Source organism: Curtobacterium sp. MCLR17_036 (genome assembly GCF_003234445.2).
Classification (GTDB): domain Bacteria; phylum Actinomycetota; class Actinomycetes; order Actinomycetales; family Microbacteriaceae; genus Curtobacterium.
In genome coordinates, this window is sequence record NZ_CP126269.1 from 2922432 (window position 1) to 2939849 (window position 17418).

A 17418-nucleotide genomic window follows, 5' to 3' on the forward strand; every position below is an offset into this window, starting at 1 on the left:
CGCATGACGAACCGGTACGACGAGCTGCCCGACCGACCGGACCCGGCCGACCTGGTCGTCGAGGTCCCGGCCTTCGAGGACGACCGCCCGCAGCCGGAACCGGCTCCCCCGGCCGCCGCGCCCGAGCTCGTGGCGGCCACCGAGTTCGCCCGGTCCTCGCACGCCCCACCGACGATCCGACGCACGCAGGTGCGGGCGGGCCTGTGGATCGCGGGCGTGCCGATCGCCGCGCTCGTCGTCGTCGCCGTCGTGCAGGTGTTGCTGCCGCGCTGACCGTGGGCGCGGCGCGGGCGCGCTGCGTCCGCGGCGGCGCGGCGCGCGGCGGCGGCGCCGTTCGCACAACCGATGTCACCCCGAACCGCGGGATCGCGCGGCGCGGGATCGTTCCGGTCGTGCGAGCGGCTCTCGCGCCGGGTGCCGGTCCGGGCGGCCCGCGCCCGGGCGGTCTCGCGAGCGGAGCATGCCACGTGCGCGGCGCCGCGGTCGGGTCGTCAGACGATCGTCCAACGTCGGGCCGGATCACGTGCATCCCGGCCGGAGCCGACGCAGGCTGGTTCCTGTCCGAGCAACACGACCCACACGGGTCACCGATGCAGAGATGGGAACACGATCATGAACTCGTTCAAGTCCAAGTCCGTCAAGCTCTTCGCCGGCACCGCCCTCAGCGGCGCGGTCATCGCAGGCGCCCTCGTCGCCGCTCCCGCCCAGGCCGCGGAGCCGGCACCGGCGCCGAGCTCCTCCACCGCAGACCTCGGCGGGAACGTCAACGTCAACCTCGACCCGGTGGCGCTCGTCAACGCCATCAAGGACGCGGTCAACGACCAGGGCGACCGGGGCGGTGCCGTGCAGGCCGCACTCGACGTCGGCTACTGGAACGCCGGCAACCCGGACCGCCTCACCGTCGCGGTGGTCAACAAGAACCAGGACATCACGGTCGAGGGCGACGTCGCCGACGCCCAGTCGATCGACATCAAGGGCGGCAACTACGTCATCTACTGGTTCAAGGGAGCCGGCCGGATCACCAACAACGGTGACGGCGGCTGGCTGAACTGGGGTGCGTTCGGCAACATCGAGCGCATCGACAACGTCATCAGCGTCAACGGCGGCTGACCCGTCGCGCACGACGTCCGGCCCCTGGGACCTCGGTCTCAGGGGCCGTCGTCGTGCGCGTCCGTCCCCGGGCCGAGCGCCGGCGGCCAGACGGCGTCCGGACGCTCCGAGCACCGCGCGCGGATCCACCCCTTCACGAAGGCGATCGACACCAGCGCGGTCCGGTTCGGCGCCTTCCACGTCCGCATGAGCCGTCCGAGGTGCCACGCCACCGCCTGCCGGCTGTACGAGGTCTCGCGCGCGATCGCGTCGTTCGACAGACCGTGGGCCGCGAGCGCCAGCATCCGCTCCTCGGTGTCGTCGAGACCGGGCGCCTCGGCGACCAGGTCGATCTCCCCCGTCGTCACCGTCGCCGACGCGTCGGCCGCGGCCCGCCGACGCTGGTGCGACCAGGACTCGGCCCAGCACGAGCCGAGCTCGTGGGCCACCAGCGACGCCCGGCTCATCGCGAGCATGGTCCGCGCGGCACGGTCCGCCGTGGCCGCGTGGTCGCGCGTCGCCGTGTGCATGACGAGGGCGAAGACCCGGATCGCGGGCAGCGCCCCGCGGAGCACCACCGAGACGTCCACCCGCGGGTCCTCGGCCCGTGCGGCGGCGACCTCGCGCAGCCGTGCCAGGCAGTCGCGGTCGACGGGCTCACCGCGCTCGACGGCCCGCAGCGCCGCAGGCAGCACGATCGGGACGATCTCGGCGTAGCGCTGCCGGAGCCAGTCGTGGCCGTCCGGCCGGATGCCGTGCAGCGGTGGTGCGAGCAGGAGCGCCTCGAACTCGGCGCACCGCTCGTCGAGCGACAGCCCCAGCAGTTCCCCCGGGAGCAGCACTGCCGATCGGTGTGCGTCATCGCGCTCGGTCGTCATCGTGCGTCGAACGTATCCGTGCAACACGTGTCGTGTTCGCTCGTTCACCAGGAGTTCGCCGCGGCGGGGTGCCGCCCGGCGCGCACAGCCCGCGACGCACCCCACCCACGCCCCGCACGCCACCCGCACGCGCCCCGCACGCCACCCGTCCGGCCGGTCTGTTGCGGCCGCGGTATACCAAGCCGTAGCATCGCCCTACCGCACCACCACCCCACAGGGCCCGACTGCCACCACCGGTCTGCCCGCGGCGAGCGCTCCACCGATGCAGCCCGCGCCGTCCGCTGCCGGCAACGCCCCTCTGGACCCTCCCGTGAACCCCACCTCCTTCGGTCTCTACGACCCTGCCCGCGAGTCGAGCGACTGCGGCGTCGGTTTCATCACCCGTCTCGACGGGACGCCGAGCCACGACGTCATCCGCAAGGGCGACGAAGCGCTGTGCTCCATCCCGCACCGCGGCGGCAAGTCCGCCGAGGGCGTCGGCGACGGCGCGGGCGTCAGCATCGACCTGTCGGTGGAGTTCTTCAGCGCGATCACCGGCGAGCAGCTGCGCGCGGGCCACTTCGGCGTCGCGAACTGCTTCGTGCCGAGCGGCGCAGGCGCGACGGCGGACGCCGAGCGCGCCCGTGCGCAGCAGACCGTCACGGACGCCATCGAGCAGCAGGGCTTCGAGCTCCTGCTCGTCCGTGACGTGCCGGTGGACCACTCGGTCGCCCGGCCCGAGGCCGAGCAGTACCAGCTGCCGATCGTGCAGTGGGTCTTCCGCGCGCCCGAGTCGTGGAAGCGCACCGAGGTCGACGCCGCCGCGAACCGCGCCCTGCTCGCGATCGAGGCGGTGTCGTACGGCGAGGCCGCAGCCGAGCACGCCGACCACGCCGCCCTGTACCCGCTGTCGCTCAGCGCGCGGACACAGATCCTGAAGGGCCGGCTGAACTCCGGCGAGGTGATCGGGTACTTCACCGACCTGCGCGACCCCCGGCACTCGGTGCGGACGCTCTACTTCCACACCCGGTTCTCGACGAACACCGAGCCGCACCCGACGATGGCGCAGCCGTTCCGCCTGATGGCGCACAACGGCGAGCTGAACACCGACCGGAAGAACCGCCTGTCCGACGAGGCGCTCGCGCGCGCCCGCACCCGGAGCATCGTGCGCCCGCCCGGGCAGTCGGACTCGAGCCGACTCGACCAGACCCTGCAGAGCCGCGTGTTCGACGACGGGCTCGAGATCGTCGAGGCCGTGGTGTCGCTCATGCCGCCGGCGTGGGAGAACGACCGCACGCTGACCCCGGACGTCCGGGACATGCTCGAGTACTTCTCGCTGTACGAGGAGAAGAACGACGGCCCCGCGGCCGTGATCTTCAGCGACGGCGACGTCGTCGGCGCGCGCCTGGACCGCCTGGGGCTGCGCCCGCTGCGCACCACCGAGACGGCCGAGTACCTGATGGTGGCGTCCGAGGCCGGCCAGGTCGAGTTCGACGCCGACGAGGTCGTGCACCGCGGCCGCATCGAGGCCGGCGGCATGCTCGTCGTCGACCACCGCACCGGCACCCGCATGCGCACGGGCGAGGTGCTGCACATGCTCGCGGCCCGCCGTGACTACGGCGCCCTGCTCGACGCCGCCCGCGTGCACCTGGACGACGTGCCCGCTCCGGACTACGAGCGCACGACGTCCACCCTGGGCTACGACGGCGACCTGTCGCTCGCGGGCCGGTACGTGGCGTACTCGCTGAACCAGGAGAGCTTCCGGTTCATGCTCGACCCGATGCTGCAGAACGGGTCGGAGCGCATCTCGGCGATGGGCTACGGCAACGCGATCAACGCCCTGAGCGACACCGAGGGCGGCATGGCGAAGTACTTCTCGCAGCGCTTCGCCCAGGTGACGAACCCGCCGCTCGACTCGATCCGCGAGGCCGACGGCATGTCGATGCGCGTCGCACTGGGCGCGAAGCTGGACAGCACCGCGCCGGACGGCTCGGGTTCGACGAGCCGACAGCTCGTCGTGCAGTCCCCGATCCTCGGCCACCTGGACATGGTGCGGCTGCGCGAGCAGGACGTCGTGCCGCTCGAGCGCTTCGACATGCTCTACGTGCCGGTGCCCGACGACGAGCAGGCGAACGCCGACGCGGTGCGGACCGCGGTCGAGCAGCTCGCCGACGCGGTCGCGTCCTTCGCGGCGACGACCGGCGGCATCGCCGTGGTCAGCGACCGCGCGGTGTCGTCGACCCGTGCGCCCCTCCCCGTGATCCTGGCCGTGGCCGCCGTCAACCAGCGGCTCATCGAGACCGGTCTGCGCCTGCGGGTGTCGGTCGTGGCGGAGAGCGGTCAGCTGCCGTCGTCACACCACGTCGCGACCGCGCTCGGCTTCGGTGCCGCCGCCGTGTACAGCCTGAGCGCGCGCCTGCGTGCGGAGGAGAAGTACCCCGCCGCACCCGCGCCCGCCGGCGAGCTGACCGCGACCGACCTGGCGCTCAAGCGGTTCCGCAAGGCCGCCGAGAAGGCCCTGGCGAAGACCATGGGCCGTGTCGGCCTGTGCACCGCCGAGAGCTACATCGGTGGCGAGTTCTTCGAGCCGAACTACCTCGACACCGGCGACGACGTGCTCGCGCGGATCTTCCCGCACATGCAGGCACCGGTCGGCGGCGTCGGCTTCGCGCGCATCGCCCAGGCGGCGACGGACTGGCACGAGCGTGCCCGCTCGGTGGCGTCCGAGGGCCAGGTCCCGCTGCTCGGGCTGTTCAAGGAACGCTCCGACGGCGCCGGCCACTCGTTCGGCGTCGCGAGCGTCCGCGCGTTCGGCGGCATGACCGAGGAGCGCCCGGCCTTCGAGCGCTCCGGCGACTCGGACGCGCTGCGCCTGCTCACGCTCGGCCAGCTCGACGACTCGTTCGGCATCACCGACGCCGCGTACCGGAACACCGGGTACGACCGGCTGAGCGACGCCGAGATCGACGCGCACCGCATCACGCCGGGCTACGTCACGTTCCTGCAGACGACCCACGACGAGCGGTCCCGTCGTCCCGCCGCGCTCCGCGACGTGCTCGCGCTGCCCGCGGACGTCACCGGCATCGACACGGCAGAGGACTTCGCCCGCGAGCTCGGTCGCTTCTCGACGAGCGGCAACGCCAGCGTCACCGTGCGCGGGCTCTCCGGCTCGCGTCCGGCGTCCCCCGACGGTCTCCCTGGGCCCACGCCGCCGGTTCCGGACCGCCGCGCCAGCGGCGGGTCGGCCGTGCCGGTGGGGAGAGGCACGGAGCGGTTCTGCCTGGAGCTCACGTCGACGGGACCCACGGGCGCACTGCGCCACCAGGCCCTCGCGGACGGCCTCGCGCTGCTCCACCCGGGGCAGATCGACGTCGACGCCGTCGACGACACCCAGGTGACGCTCCGCGCCACCGGTGCGGCCGTCGCCCTGCTCGCGTTGCTGCAGAGCGCCCCGGCGAGCGTCGAGCTCGACGAGGTCCAGCCGGCCCACGAGATCACCCGGACCCTGGCGTCCGGCGCGATGAGCCACGGTGCCCTCGTCGCCACCGCGCACGAGGCCGTGGCGCACGGCACGAACATGGTCGGCGGCATGTCGAACAGCGGTGAGGGCGGCGAGCACCACTCCCGCTACGGCACGATCCGCGGCTCGCGCATCAAGCAGTTCGCCTCGGGCCGGTTCGGCATCTGGGCCGGCTACCTCGCCGACCCGATGCTCGAGGAGCTCGAGATCAAGATCGGCCAGGGCGCGAAGCCCGGCGAGGGCGGGCAGCTGCCCGCACCCAAGGTCACGGTGGACATCGCCGCGGCCCGCGGTGGCACGCCCGGCGTCGAGCTCATCTCGCCGCCGCCGCACCACGACACGTACTCGATCGAGGACCTCGCGCAGCTCATCCACGACTGCAAGGCCGCCCGCGTCCGGGTCATCGTGAAGCTCGTGTCGTCCGAGGGCATCGGCACCATCGCGGTCGGTGTCGCGAAGGCCGGTGCCGACGTCATCAACGTCGCCGGCAACACCGGCGGCACCGGCGCCGCGGCCGTCACGAGCCTGAAGTACGCCGGACGCTCCGCGGAGATCGGCGTCGCCGAGGTGCACCAGGCCCTCGTCGCGAACGGCCTGCGCCAGAAGGTCACGCTCCGCTGCTCGGGTGCGCACCAGACCGGCAGCGACGTCGTCACGAGCGCCCTGCTCGGCGGGGACTCGTTCGAGTTCGGCACCACCGCGCTCATGATGCTCGGCTGCGTGATGGCGAAGAACTGCAACGTGAAGTGCCCGGCGGGCCTGACCACGAACGCCGAGGCGTTCGAGGGCGACCCCCGCGCGCTCGCGCAGTACCTGCTCAACATCGCCCACGACGTGCGGCAGATCCTGGCCCGTCTCGGCCTGCGCTCCCTGCGCGAAGCCCGCGGCCGGACCGACCTGCTGCAGCTCCTCGACCACCCGGCGAGCGTCGGCCGGCTCGACGCCCGTGCCCTGCTCGCCCAGGTGCCCGAGAAGGTCGTCACCGACCCGGAGTACCTGGAGAAGGACTACCGCACCGACGACGCGCTCATCGAGCGCGTCCGGGCGGCACTGGTCGACGGGCACGAGCACGCCGTGGTGATCGACGACGTGGTCCTCGGCAACGCGGACAAGTCGGTCGGCGGCCAGCTCGGCATCGACGTCGAGCGCCTGCTCAACCACGAGCTGCGCGACGCCGACCTGTCGGCACACCCCGCCGTCGCCACCGACGACCGCGGCCGCCGCCGGCTGGTGGACGGCGCGGTCACGATCCGCACGCACGGCTCGGCCGGGCAGTCGTACGGCGTCTTCACCAACGACGGCATCGTGCTCGAGCACACCGGCACCGCCAACGACGGCGTCGGCAAGAGCCAGAGCGGGGGCCGGATCGTCGTCCGGGCGCCCGGCGGCGGCAGCGCCGAGCGCGGCGGCAACGTGCTCGTCGGCAACTTCGCACTGTTCGGCGCGACCGGCGGCCGCACCTTCGTGCAGGGCGAGGCCGGCGACCGGTTCGCCGTCCGGAACTCCGGGGCCACCGCGGTGGTCGAGGGCGTCGGTGACTTCGGCTGCGAGTACATGACCGGCGGGGCCGTGTTCAACCTCGGCGCCTTCGGCAAGGGCCTCGGCAACGGCATGTCCGGTGGGTTCCTGTACCAGTACGACCCGACCGGCCAGGTCGCCGAGCGCGCCAGCACGGACTCGCTCCTGGTGTTCCCCGTCACCGACACCGAGCGCGGTGCGTTCCACGAGGACGCCGCCCGCCTGCTGCTCGAGTGGCACCTCGAGGCCACCGGCTCGACCCTCGCCGAGCGGCTGCTCGCCGCGTGGGAGACCACCCGCGCGCACGTGTACGTCGGCATGCCGCGGGCGCTCCTGCTCAGCCAGGACGCCGACGCGATCCTCGCCGGCGCGACACGACCGGAGCTGCTCGACGAACTCGCGGCCTCCGTCGCGACGGACAAGCTCGGCGCCTTCAAGGTCGACTACCGCGACCAGCGCACCGTGCTCGACGGCCGCGCGCCCGCCCTCGGCGACCAGGGCGAGGACATGTTCTCGCTCCTGGCGTCGTACACCGTGCTCGGCGTCGCCCAGGACGTGGCGCAAGAGCGCGTACCCGGTGCCGGCGCCGGTGACCCGCGGGTGACCGAGGCGGTGCGGAACCTGGTGCTGACCGAGGACTTCGCCGTCAAGCAGCGCGTCGTGAAGTACCTGCGCGGCACGTTCGACCGGTTCGCCGACGACGAGCTCGCGACGCTCATCGCGGTCAAGCGGCTCGACGACTCCAAGCGCGCCCTCACGCAGCGGAACAACCGCAGCATGGACGCGCCCGGCACGACGGGTTGGATCATGCACCAGAACGCGAAGAACGCCGGCCGGCTGCGTGCCGCGCGCTTCGACGAGCTGCTCGCGACCGCGGCGCTCGAGGACATCGCCCGCCGCGCACCGCAGGCGCCGACCGAGGCGGTGACCGCGTGAGCACCCTGCCCCCGACCGGGTCGCTCATCCCGGTCGACGCACCGTTCTCGGCTGCCCAGGAGTCCTGGCTCGCCGGGTTCATCGCGGGCATCGCCGCTGCCGGCGAGAAGGTCGCGGCGAGCGCGCCCACGACCACGATCGACGTGCTCTTCGGCACCCAGACCGGCAACGCGGAGTTCCTGGCCGACGAGCTCGTCGCCGGCGCGCGGGCCCGCGGACTCGGCGGTCGGGCCAGCGCCCTCGACGCCGTCACCCCCGAGCAGCTCGCCGGGATGTCGCACGTGCTCGTCGTCACCTCGACCTACGGCGAGGGCGAGATGCCCGACAACGCCGGGCTGTTCTGGGACGCGTTCCAGGCGAGCACCGTACCGCGGCTCGAGGGGCTGCAGTACGCGGTCCTCGGGCTCGGCGACACGAGCTACGACGAGTTCTGCCAGGCCGGCAAGCTCCTCGACACCCGTCTCGAGCAGCTCGGCGCGTCCCGCATCCACGACCGAGTGGACTGCGACGTCGACTTCGAGGACCCGGCCGCGCTGTGGTCCGCGGCGGTGCTCGACCGGCTGGCGGCCGAGGCCGGCGTGACGGGCACGCCCGGAGCGACCACGGGCGGCGGGGCCGGCGACGGCGCGACCGCGACCGGCGGGGCGGGGGGGGCGGGCCTCCCGACCGGGGTCGCAGTGGACCAAGCGCAACCCGTTCCCGGCGACGCTGGTGGAGAACCGGCTACTGTCGGCGCCGCACAGCGCGAAGGAGATCCGCCACCACGAGTTCGACCTCGGCGACTCGGGCATCGAGTACGCGGCCGGCGACGCGCTCGCGGTCGTCCCGGTGAACGACGCCGTGTTCGTCGCCGAACTGCTCGAGCAGGTCGGTGCGAACGGTGGCGAGACGGTCGACGGGCTCCCGGTCGCCGAGGTCCTGCGGACGGACCGCGAGGTCCGGACGCCGTCGAAGGACCTGATCGCCGACCTGGTGCAGCGCGCGCCGTCGAGCGAGCTCGCGGCCGTCGTGGCACACGGCGACAAGCACGAGCTCGACCGGTGGCTCTGGGGACGCGACGTGCTCGACCTGCTCCGCGACGCGGGGTCGGCGGCACCCGGTCTCGACGAACTGCTGCCGAACCTGCGGCCGCTGCAGGCGCGCCAGTACTCGATCTCGTCGAGCCCGCTGGCGCACCCGGGTCGGGTCCACCTCACCGTGGCCTCCGTCCGGTACGGCGACCCGCACCGGATGCACGCCGGTGTCGCGTCGACGTTCCTCGCCGACCGGGTCGCGCCGGGCGGCACCGTCGACGTGTACCTGCAGCCGAACGCGTCGTTCGGGGTGCCGGCGGACCCGTCCGCGCCGATGGTCATGATCGGTCCGGGCACCGGCATCGCGCCGTTCCGCGGCTTCCTGCACGAGCGGGCCGCCGCCGGGGCCACGGGACGCAACTGGTTGTTCTTCGGCGACCAGCACCGCGAGACCGACTTCGTCTACGAGGACGAGCTCACCGCCCTGCGCGAGCAGAGCGTGCTCACCCGGCTCGACCTGGCGTTCTCGCGCGACCAGGCCGAGAAGGTCTACGTGCAGACCCGGATGCGCGAGCAGGCCGACGAGCTGTTCGCCTGGCTCGAGGAGGGCGCCTCGGTGTACGTGTGCGGCGACGCCTCGCGCATGGCGAAGGACGTCGAGGCGGCGCTGCTCGACGTCATCCGGCGCGGCCGGGGTCGGGACGAGGACGACGCCCAGGCCTACCTGGCCGACCTGCGCCGGGCGAAGCGGTACGTCCGCGACGTCTACTGAGCAGCCGCCCCGGAGGTCGTGCGGGAGCCACCCCGGCCGCGGAACCCGAATCCGACGACCGAGGTGGTCCCCACGGAGGGCATCGGCCGGTGCGGTCCGGCCGACGAGCCCGTGATCACGAAGCGGTCGGCCGGGCGTCGCAGCCCGGCCTGCCGGGTGGTGAGTCCCCTGATCCAGGACTCCCACCGTGTGCGCCGCGCGGTTGCCGGTGGTTGGTCGGCTCCGGGCGCACACCGCCTCGTGTTCATCGTTCGGGTCCCCTCCTGCCGCGGATCGTGCCCGTACCGACTCCCTGGATGCCGGCACTGGGACGGCAGCGAACCGCGGTGACGTCACCGTACGTCGACCGATCCGGGACCGGTACCCGTTGACCGGGGACCGCGTCCGTGCTACCCGCCGGTGCTCCCCGTCGTCCGGTCCGACGCGTCGCCGGCGTCGCCCGCCGCCACCGCCCGCGACCACGCCGAGTCCGCCGCGGTGCTCGTGTCGGACGGCTCCTGCGTCAGCACGAGGCCGGAGCCGGAGGTGGCCGCCGCGTAGAGCTCCTCGAGCCAGCTGCGGTTGATCGACGGCGTGCGGCTGCCGGTGAACTTGAAGTGCAGGCTGACGTTCGGGTGCAACCAGATCGTGCTGCGCCCGTCGCCGTGCACCACGTCGTCGCGCCACGAGAACGCGAAGCGGTGGTCGCGTCGCAGCATGTTCACGATGACGATCTGCAGGTGCGTGAGTGCGCGGTCGTCGATGCGGAGGTCGAGCGGTTCGCCGTCGTAGATGAGCTGGCCCATGGCTCCTTGTACTCCCTCGGAGCCGTGCGGGCGGGACCCGGGCAGGATCCGGGTGGAACCCGTGCGGGACCCGAGCGGGGCGCGGCCACCAGGGGTGGCGCTCAGCCGCCGAGACTGCGGGTCAGCGTGCGCTCCGCCGACCGGACGTGGGCGAGCTCGGCGTCGTCCAGCGCACGGCCCTGCACCTCGGCGTCGCGGATCGCGATGACGAGGTCGTAGGTGCGGGTCTGGGCGTCACCGCCGCGCTCGACGGCGCGGACGGCGTGCCGACGGGTGATCCGCCGCAGCCGTCGGTTGTGCCGGCGGCACCGCACGTCACGGCCCCAGCGGCGGAACGTCAGCGAGGCCATCGCGAGCACCATGAGCACCACGCCGAGGTAGAACGGCGGGTCGAAGCCCAGCCGCAACCCGTCGCGGAGCGCCGTCGGGCCGACCTCGAAGTGGTCGAGGGCGAGCGACGCGACCTCGTCGAGGCAGGCGACCACGACGAGGGCGAGTCCCACGCGGAACACGACGAGCGCGACCCGGTCCTGCAGCACACCGTACCGCAGCGTCGTCGCCGCGATCGCCGCGATGCCGAGCAGGTAGACCGAGGCGCAGACCCACATGGCGGGCTGGTGGATCTGGACGACGATGAAGTGGAACTCGGTGCCGCCGCGGTCGCGCACCAGCAGGAACGGCACCGTGAACGCGACGACGATCGCCAGCAGTGCCAGCGGGTGCGCGAGGCGCGGGCGCCGCGGCAGGTCGGACGTGCTCGCGCGGAGCATCAGCCAGAACGCCGCGGTCGCGCAGACGTTCTGCACCAGGTAGATGACGTTCGTGCCGCCGAGGAACCCGTCGAGCGTGGGCTGCGGCACGACGCTGCCCAGGGTCAGCAGCCCGAGCGCCCCGACGCCGGTCGCGCCCCAGGCGGCGCGGCCCCGCGGGTTGCGCAGCACGTACGGGGTGCGGGCGAGGAAGATCAGCGCCGCGCACCAGAAGGCGGCGGCGTACAGCAGGGTCATCAGCCGTAGGCCCGCTCGTCGGCACCCGAGGCTCCGCCGAGCAGGACGGTCGCGAGTTCGTACGCGAACCGCTCGGCGAAGTGCTCGTCGTCGTCGGAGATGCTCACCAGACCGGTCTCGCCGTCGAGGGCCCGACGGCAGACGTGCCCGCCCGAGGCGAAGGCGGCGATCGACGAGGTGGTCGGGGCGCCGGTGTCGCCGTTGGCGAGGTGCCCGAGCTCGTGCAGGACGCAGTGCATCCGGTAGAGCGCGGGCGCACCGGCCGGCACGAGGACCAGGTTCTCGTGCTCGAACTGCGACACCAGGGCCGTCAGCGGGCCCCAGCTCGGCCCGTCGACGTCCACCACGCGGGTGGGCTTGCCGACCATCCGGCCGACGCCGTCGACCACGTCGGTCAGCCGCGGGGCACGGGGCAGCGAGTCGACCAGCGTGGCGACCACGTCACCCGCGCCGAGCTGCTCTGCCATCGCCCCTCCATCGTCCGCGCCCAGGATAGCGGCAGCGGGCGCACGGAGCGAGTGGGCGGGCGTCGGCCCTGCCGTCGTCAGTCGGTCGCGGTGGCCTCGTAGTGCCGTGCGCCGCCGCGCACCCCGGCGAACCGGTACGGCGCCGACGTGACCCGCGGCCGCTCGGTGTCCACGCTGGTGGCGGCCCCGGAGGCGTGCAGCTCGCGGTAGGCGTCGACGGTGAGCGGCACGCGGGCCGCGAGCAGCTGCCGCACGCGGCCGGTGCGCCGGTGCTCGCGGTACGACGGGCGCACGATGCCGGTGATGAGCTCGCCGACGCTGCCGGACCCGTAGCTGAAGAGCGCGATCCGCTCCCCGGCCAGGTCGTCGTCGAGGTCGAGCAGTGCCGCGAGGCCGATCCAGAGCGACGCCGTGTACGTGTTGCCGGTCTGCCGGTTGTACGTGAAGCCGAGGGCGAGCTCGGTCTCGTCGAACGGCACGCCGACGTGCTGGGTGAGCTTGCGGTGCGCCTTGAGCGCCATCTTCGTGAACGGCTGGTGGTGCACGAAGCGGGCGATGTCCTGGTACGCCGGACCGCCCTGCGCCGCCAGGTCGTCCCACGCGCCGACGAACGCGTCGACGTAGGCGCTCACCGACAGGCGACCGTCGACGAGCGCGGTCGACCGGTCGTTCGGCCGCCAGAAGTCGTCGACGTCGGCGGTGAAGACACCGGCGGCCGGCTCGAGCTCGACGAGGTCCGGGTCGGCGGACACCAGGATCGCGGCGGCGCCGGCACCCTGGGTCGGCTCGGCGGCGGTCTCGACGTCGTACCGCGCCACGTCGGCCGCGATGACGAGCACGCGCTCGTGCGGCGACCGGGCCACGATGCCGAGGGCGAGCTGCACGGCGGCGGTCCCGCCGTAGCAGGCCTGCTTCAGCTCGACGACGCGGACGTTCTGCGGAAGGCCGAGCAGGCCGTGCACGAAGACCCCGGCGGCCTTCGACTGGTCGACGCCGGACTCCGTCGCGAACAGCACGGTGCGGATGCCCTGCACCCCGTGGCGGTCGATGATCTCCTTCGCGGCCGCGGCGCCCATCGTGACGATGTCCTCGTCCGGGGCGGGCACGCTGAAGGCGTCCTGCCCGATGCCGACGTGGTACTTCGCGGGGTCGACGCCGGTCGTCGCGGCGAGGTCGTCGAGGTCGAGCACGTGGTGCCCGGTCGCGACGGCGATGTCGTGGATGCCGACGCTCAGGGTCTGCTGCGGTGCGGGCTGCTGGGCGGTCATGCTGCACCTCCGGCCGGGCGCGAGCCGCGGCGTTCCATGGCGACGTGGGCGGCCATCAGCTCGCCCGGGTTGGTCTGGGCGGCGAGGAGCGAGAGCTCCCCGCACAGGACGGTCGCGGCGCACAGGGCGGCGAGGCGTCGGGCGTTCGCACCGGGCTCCCGCTCCTGTCGGCAGCCGAGGCGCACCAGGGCGTCCTCGACGACGGGCAGGTCGCCGCCCTTGCCGTTGCCGACGGTGCCGACGATCAGGTGCGGCAACGAGGTCGAGAAGTACAGGTCGCCGTCGCGGTCCTCGGCGCTCGTGATGCCCTGGGAGCCCTCGACGATGTTCGCGGCGTCCTGCCCGGTGGCCAGGTAGAAGCCGAGCAGCATGTTCGCGTAGTGCGCGTTCGCCGAGCGCAGCGCCCCGGCGATGGTCGACCCGATGAGGTTCTTCGCGATGTTCAGCTCGACGATGCGGGCGGTGCTCGAGCGCAGGCGCTTCTCGACGACCTCGCCCGGGATCACGATCTCGGCGATGGTGTTCCGGCCGCGGCCACGGATGCCGTTCACCGCGGTGGCCTTCTTGTCGGTGCAGAAGTTGCCGGACACCGAGACGTACCGCAGGCCCGGCTGCCAGTCCAGGATCGCCGGCAGCAGCTTGTCCGCCGCCTGCGTGACCATGTTGTGGCCGGAGGCGTCGCCGGTGGTGAACGCGAAGCGCAGGAACAGCAGGTCCCCGACGATCTCCGGGTGCACCTCGATGAGCTTCGCGAACCGGCTCTGCCCGGACACGATCGCGGCGAGCTCGTCCTGGCGCGCGAGGATCTGCCCCGCGGCCACGTGGGCGGCGGCGGCGCTGTCGGCACGGACGACGACCGAGCGGGTCATCCGCTCGTCGACGACGGTCGCCACGATGCCGTCCTCGACCAGGCGCGAGATGCGGGCGCCGCGGCCGACGGACGGCCAGAGCGGCGACTCGTAGGTGGCGAGGGGCACCTCGTGCTCCCCCTGCACGGCGTTGCCGCTGACGCGGATCGGTCCGACCCACTTGGTGGGGATCGGCGTGAGCAGGTCACTCATCGAGGGCTCCTTCTGGTGCTCGCACCGCGACGCTGAGGTGTCTGATGTCGTGCGCCTCCCAGGCGCGGTGGATGCCGGCGGGGTCGGTGTCGAGCGGGACGAGGGCGATGCCGCAGTCCCCGCCGCCGGCGCCGGACGGCTTCGCCGCCCCACCCGCCTCCTCGACGACGTCGCACAGGGTGGCGAGACGCTCGGTCTCGATCTGCGACCCGACGGACGCGCCGAGTCGCTGCAGCAGGACGCGTGCACGGCGGAGCGCGTCGAGCGTGCGCTCGGCGTCGCCGGTCTGGAGGCCCGCGGTCAGGTCGTCGACGCAGCTGCGGCTCTCGTCGAGGAACGCCTGGTACCCACCGTTGCGGTGCCGACGCACGACGTCGACGAGCTTCGTGGTCGACGCCGGCGAACCGGTCCAGCCGACGAGCAGCCGCAGGTTCTCCGGAGCGGGGAGCCGCTCGACGTCGAAGCCCTGCCAGGCGTCGGCGTCGGTGAGCACCTCGGACACGCTGTGGTCGTCGAGCATCGCGGCGAGGCGTTCGCGGTCCGGGGCGCTGTAGCGCAGCCAGCCACCGAAGGTGCTCGCGGCGAGGTCGCCGCCGGAGGCGCGGGGGTTCACCCGGATGGTGGCGAGCAGGGCGACCTGGAAGCGCTGCCGCTGCGTCAGGCCGATGCCGTAGAAGCGGTCGAGGGCGCCCACGGTCGCGACGGTCACCGCGGCCGACGACCCGAGGCCGAACTTCCGGCCGCTCGCGTCGTCGAGCTGGCTCTCGATGCGCAGGTCGTGGAACCGGGGGGCGATCCCGCGTTCGGCACGGAGCTTCTCGACGAGGTCGATCGTCTCCATCACGTAGTCGTACGGGTGGCGCTCGCGGTCCAGGGCGAGGCCGTCGGCGCCGCGGGTCCACGTCAGCGGCAGGTGGCCGTACTCCTCGGAGTGCACGCTGCCCGACCCGTGTCCCTCGGACACCTTCGCCGTGATGGCGCGGTCGAGGGCGATGAGGACGGACGGCTGGCCCGGCTCGACGACGGCGTACTCGCCGGCGACGAACAGCTTGCCGTGGGCGCGGAACTCGATCACTCGGCGGACTCCTTCTGGTCGGGACTGCTCCCGGACTGTTCGGAGCGGAGGACCCTTGCGGCTGGTCCGGTGCCGGACTCGATGACGTCGCCGAAGGACGCGAGCGCGGTCGCGACGGCCGAGCGGTCGTCGGGCCGGCACAGCACGACGACGTTCGGGCCGGCGTCGGCCGTGGCGTACGCCTGAAGGCCGACGGCACGCAGTTCGGCGACGGCGTCGAACACCGCGACGCTGCGGGCGTTCAGGTAGCGGATCGGCGGGAAGGCGCCCTCGATCGTGGCGTGCATGCGCAGGGCGTTGCTCTCGGTGAGCTCGCCGATGCGGGTGAAGTCGCCGGCCGCGCAGGCGTCGAGCATCTCGCCGACGGTCTCGGTGGTCGACGTGACCCAGGCCGGGTAGAAGGGCGACGTCGCGATCGTGCGGCGCATCGCCTCGCGCGAGCCGATCGGCTTCGGGCCGGCGTCGATCGTCACGACGACCATGGCCATCGGCGGCGCCGGGACCGGCTCGGCGAACGAGCCCTGGTCGTCGCCGGCGTGCCACACCGCGACACCCCCGGGGATCGAGCGGGTGGCCGACCCCGAGCCGCGGCGGGCGAGCCGGGACAGGTCGCGCGGCGACAGGTCGAGCCCGTACGCCACCGAGGCCGCGGTCGCGAGCGCTGCGAACCCGGACGCGCTCGAGGCGAGTCCGGCACCGGTGGGCACGGTGTTCTCGGACACGACGGAGGCGCGCTCGGACGAGCCGGCGAGCTCGCGCACGAGGTCGAGGAACTGCTGCACCCGCACCAGCGCACCGTCCTCGACGACCTGGCCGTTCAGCGTGAACGCGTCACGCGCCTCCTGGCCGTCACCCGCGCCGCCGTCCAGCGTGACGGTCGTCGTCGTCGGGAACACGTCGAGCCCCATCGAGACGCTGCCCGTGGCGGGCAGCGCGAGCCGCGCGTCCGCCTTCCCCCAGTACTTGACGAGGGCGATGTTGGGGTGCGCGACGGCGGTGGCGGTCATCAAGCGCGGGCTCCGATCGTGGTGGTCCAGGTGGCTGCGGCCCCTGCGCCGCGGAGTGCGGCCGCGATGCGGTCCGCGTGGTCGTCGTCGGTGGCGAGCGCCAGCACGCACCCGCCCCGGCCGCCGCCGGTCAGCTTCGCGCCGAGGGCGTCCGCTGCTCGAGCGGCGTCGACGAGCCGGTCCAGGTCGTCACTCGACACGTCGAGTGCGGCGAGCAGGCCGTGCGCGGCGTCCATGGTGACACCGAGCGCCTGGGCGTCGCCGTCCTCGAGTGTCCCCCGCGCGCGTCGCGCCAGGTCGCCGATCCGGTCGACGACGGCGCCGATGCGCGCCGGGTCCGCGTCGTGCAGGGCGCGCACCGCGGCGACGGCCTCGCGGGTGTGTCCGGGGACGCCGGTGTCGGCGACGACGAACGTGAAGCGCGCGCCGAGGGCGACGGGTCCGATGTGGCCGCCCTCGAACCAGACCGGGGCGGACGCGACGACGCCGCGGGCGTCGAGCCCGGACGGCCGGCCGTGCGCGACCCGCTCGCAGGTCTGGATGAGTTCGTGGTGGGCCTCGACGTCGAGCGTCTCGCCCAGGGCGTCGGCGACCGCAGCGGTGACGGCGGCGGCCACGGCGGCGCTCGACCCCATGCCGCGGGCGGTCGGGACCTCGCTGTCGACGCGGACGTGGAAGTGGCGGTCGGTCACCCCGAAGTGCTCGAGGGTGGCGGTGACGGCGGTGACGGTCGGCATGACGGCGGACGGTGCCAGGTCGAGCGGCCCGGTGTGCACCGTCGACTCGAGGGAATGCCCCGGTCGTGCGGCGTCCGCGGCGACCGGCGTGACGGTCGCGACGACCCGCGCGTCGAGCACCGGCAGGACGAGTGCGGGTGCGCCGTACACCACGGCGTGCTCACCGATCAGGATCGTCTTGCCGTGGGACGACGCCGTTCCGGTCCGGGGGGTCGTGGTGTTGTCGAGGTCGCTGTTGGTCATCGTGGGTCACGTCAGCCTAACCGTCCCGGCCGTCGGGCGTGCTCGGCGATCCGGCCGCACTGA

At 73.3% G+C, this 17418-nt stretch carries 13 protein-coding genes and 1 pseudogene; 5 read left to right on the forward strand and 9 right to left on the reverse strand.

Going from position 1 to position 17418, the window contains the following annotated elements:
* Window positions 1–3: 3 nt before the first annotated feature.
* Window positions 4–273: a hypothetical protein gene (locus DEI99_RS13700; RefSeq protein ID WP_111042545.1), complete on the forward strand. Its 270-nt coding sequence runs from the start codon at window positions 4–6 to the stop codon at window positions 271–273.
* Between the two features lie 339 nt (window positions 274–612).
* Window positions 613–1110: a hypothetical protein gene (locus DEI99_RS13705; protein WP_071297838.1), complete on the forward strand. Its 498-nt coding sequence runs from the start codon at window positions 613–615 to the stop codon at window positions 1108–1110.
* 38 nt (window positions 1111–1148) lie between these two features.
* Here DEI99_RS13705 and DEI99_RS13710 read toward each other — a convergent pair whose 3' ends face one another.
* The gene (locus tag DEI99_RS13710; protein ID WP_111042544.1) at window positions 1149–1967 is read right to left on the reverse strand and encodes a helix-turn-helix transcriptional regulator; all 819 of its coding nucleotides are present in this window, start codon (window positions 1965–1967) and stop codon (window positions 1149–1151) included.
* 310 nt (window positions 1968–2277) lie between these two features.
* Between DEI99_RS13710 and DEI99_RS13715 the strand changes: the two genes are divergently transcribed.
* The 3 genes and pseudogenes from DEI99_RS13715 to DEI99_RS13725 all read left to right on the forward strand — a co-directional run bounded on the left by DEI99_RS13715 (window position 2278) and on the right by DEI99_RS13725 (window position 9705).
* Window positions 2278–7920 (forward strand): glutamate synthase-related protein, encoded by a 5643-nt coding sequence (locus DEI99_RS13715; RefSeq protein WP_111043164.1) that lies wholly within the window; start codon window positions 2278–2280, stop codon window positions 7918–7920.
* A gap of 143 nt (window positions 7921–8063) precedes the next feature.
* Window positions 8064–8375, forward strand: a pseudogene (locus tag DEI99_RS13720) (flavodoxin domain-containing protein); the annotation flags it as partial.
* Window positions 8376–8631: 256 nt separating this feature from the next.
* Window positions 8632–9705 carry a diflavin oxidoreductase gene (locus DEI99_RS13725; protein WP_284180829.1) on the forward strand — a complete coding sequence of 358 codons (1074 nt, stop codon included), beginning with the start codon at window positions 8632–8634 and terminating at the stop codon, window positions 9703–9705.
* A 389-nt stretch (window positions 9706–10094) separates the two neighbouring features.
* On the opposite strand, the gene DEI99_RS13730 is transcribed toward DEI99_RS13725, so the two are convergent.
* From DEI99_RS13730 to mvk, 8 genes are all read right to left on the reverse strand, one after another.
* Complete coding sequence (locus DEI99_RS13730) at window positions 10095–10490, reverse strand: DUF7882 family protein (protein WP_284180830.1); 396 nt, start codon at window positions 10488–10490, stop codon at window positions 10095–10097.
* Window positions 10491–10591: 101 nt separating this feature from the next.
* Window positions 10592–11497 carry a hypothetical protein gene (locus DEI99_RS13735; protein WP_071262667.1) on the reverse strand — a complete coding sequence of 302 codons (906 nt, stop codon included), beginning with the start codon at window positions 11495–11497 and terminating at the stop codon, window positions 10592–10594.
* A complete protein-coding gene (locus DEI99_RS13740) occupies window positions 11497–11964 on the reverse strand; it encodes a hypothetical protein (RefSeq protein ID WP_284180831.1) in 468 nt (155 codons plus the stop codon). Before DEI99_RS13740 ends, DEI99_RS13735 begins: the two co-directional genes overlap by 1 nt.
* Before the next feature lie 77 nt (window positions 11965–12041).
* Entirely contained in the window at window positions 12042–13232 is a 1191-nt protein-coding gene (locus DEI99_RS13745; RefSeq protein ID WP_284180832.1) for a hydroxymethylglutaryl-CoA synthase, read from the reverse strand.
* On the reverse strand, window positions 13229–14293 hold the full coding sequence (locus DEI99_RS13750) for a hydroxymethylglutaryl-coenzyme A reductase family protein (protein WP_284180833.1): 1065 nt from the start codon (window positions 14291–14293) through the stop codon (window positions 13229–13231). The genes DEI99_RS13745 and DEI99_RS13750 overlap by 4 nt, the downstream gene beginning before the upstream one ends.
* The gene (locus tag DEI99_RS13755; protein WP_284180834.1) at window positions 14286–15368 is read right to left on the reverse strand and encodes a phosphomevalonate kinase; all 1083 of its coding nucleotides are present in this window, start codon (window positions 15366–15368) and stop codon (window positions 14286–14288) included. Before DEI99_RS13755 ends, DEI99_RS13750 begins: the two co-directional genes overlap by 8 nt.
* The gene (gene mvaD, locus DEI99_RS13760; protein WP_284180835.1) at window positions 15365–16375 is read right to left on the reverse strand and encodes a diphosphomevalonate decarboxylase; all 1011 of its coding nucleotides are present in this window, start codon (window positions 16373–16375) and stop codon (window positions 15365–15367) included. The genes DEI99_RS13755 and mvaD overlap by 4 nt, the downstream gene beginning before the upstream one ends.
* A complete protein-coding gene (gene mvk / locus DEI99_RS13765) occupies window positions 16375–17355 on the reverse strand; it encodes a mevalonate kinase (RefSeq protein ID WP_083404895.1) in 981 nt (326 codons plus the stop codon). The genes mvaD and mvk overlap by 1 nt, the downstream gene beginning before the upstream one ends.
* Window positions 17356–17418 lie beyond the last annotated feature (63 nt).

Excerpts from the sequence above, each read along its gene's own strand:
- mvk (WP_083404895.1), bottom strand. The coding sequence starts at position 17,355 with ATGACCAACAGCGACCTCGACAACACCACGACCCCCCGGACCGGAACG.
- DEI99_RS13740 (WP_284180831.1), bottom strand. The coding sequence starts at position 11,964 with ATGGCAGAGCAGCTCGGCGCGGGTGACGTGGTCGCCACGCTGGTCGAC.
- mvaD (WP_284180835.1), bottom strand. The coding sequence starts at position 16,375 with ATGACCGCCACCGCCGTCGCGCACCCCAACATCGCCCTCGTCAAGTAC.
- DEI99_RS13710 (WP_111042544.1), bottom strand. The coding sequence starts at position 1,967 with ATGACGACCGAGCGCGATGACGCACACCGATCGGCAGTGCTGCTCCCG.
- DEI99_RS13705 (WP_071297838.1), top strand. The coding sequence starts at position 613 with ATGAACTCGTTCAAGTCCAAGTCCGTCAAGCTCTTCGCCGGCACCGCC.
- DEI99_RS13750 (WP_284180833.1), bottom strand. The coding sequence starts at position 14,293 with ATGAGTGACCTGCTCACGCCGATCCCCACCAAGTGGGTCGGACCGATC.
- DEI99_RS13735 (WP_071262667.1), bottom strand. The coding sequence starts at position 11,497 with ATGACCCTGCTGTACGCCGCCGCCTTCTGGTGCGCGGCGCTGATCTTC.
- DEI99_RS13700 (WP_111042545.1), top strand. The coding sequence starts at position 4 with ATGACGAACCGGTACGACGAGCTGCCCGACCGACCGGACCCGGCCGAC.
- DEI99_RS13730 (WP_284180830.1), bottom strand. The coding sequence starts at position 10,490 with ATGGGCCAGCTCATCTACGACGGCGAACCGCTCGACCTCCGCATCGAC.
- DEI99_RS13745 (WP_284180832.1), bottom strand. The coding sequence starts at position 13,232 with ATGACCGCCCAGCAGCCCGCACCGCAGCAGACCCTGAGCGTCGGCATC.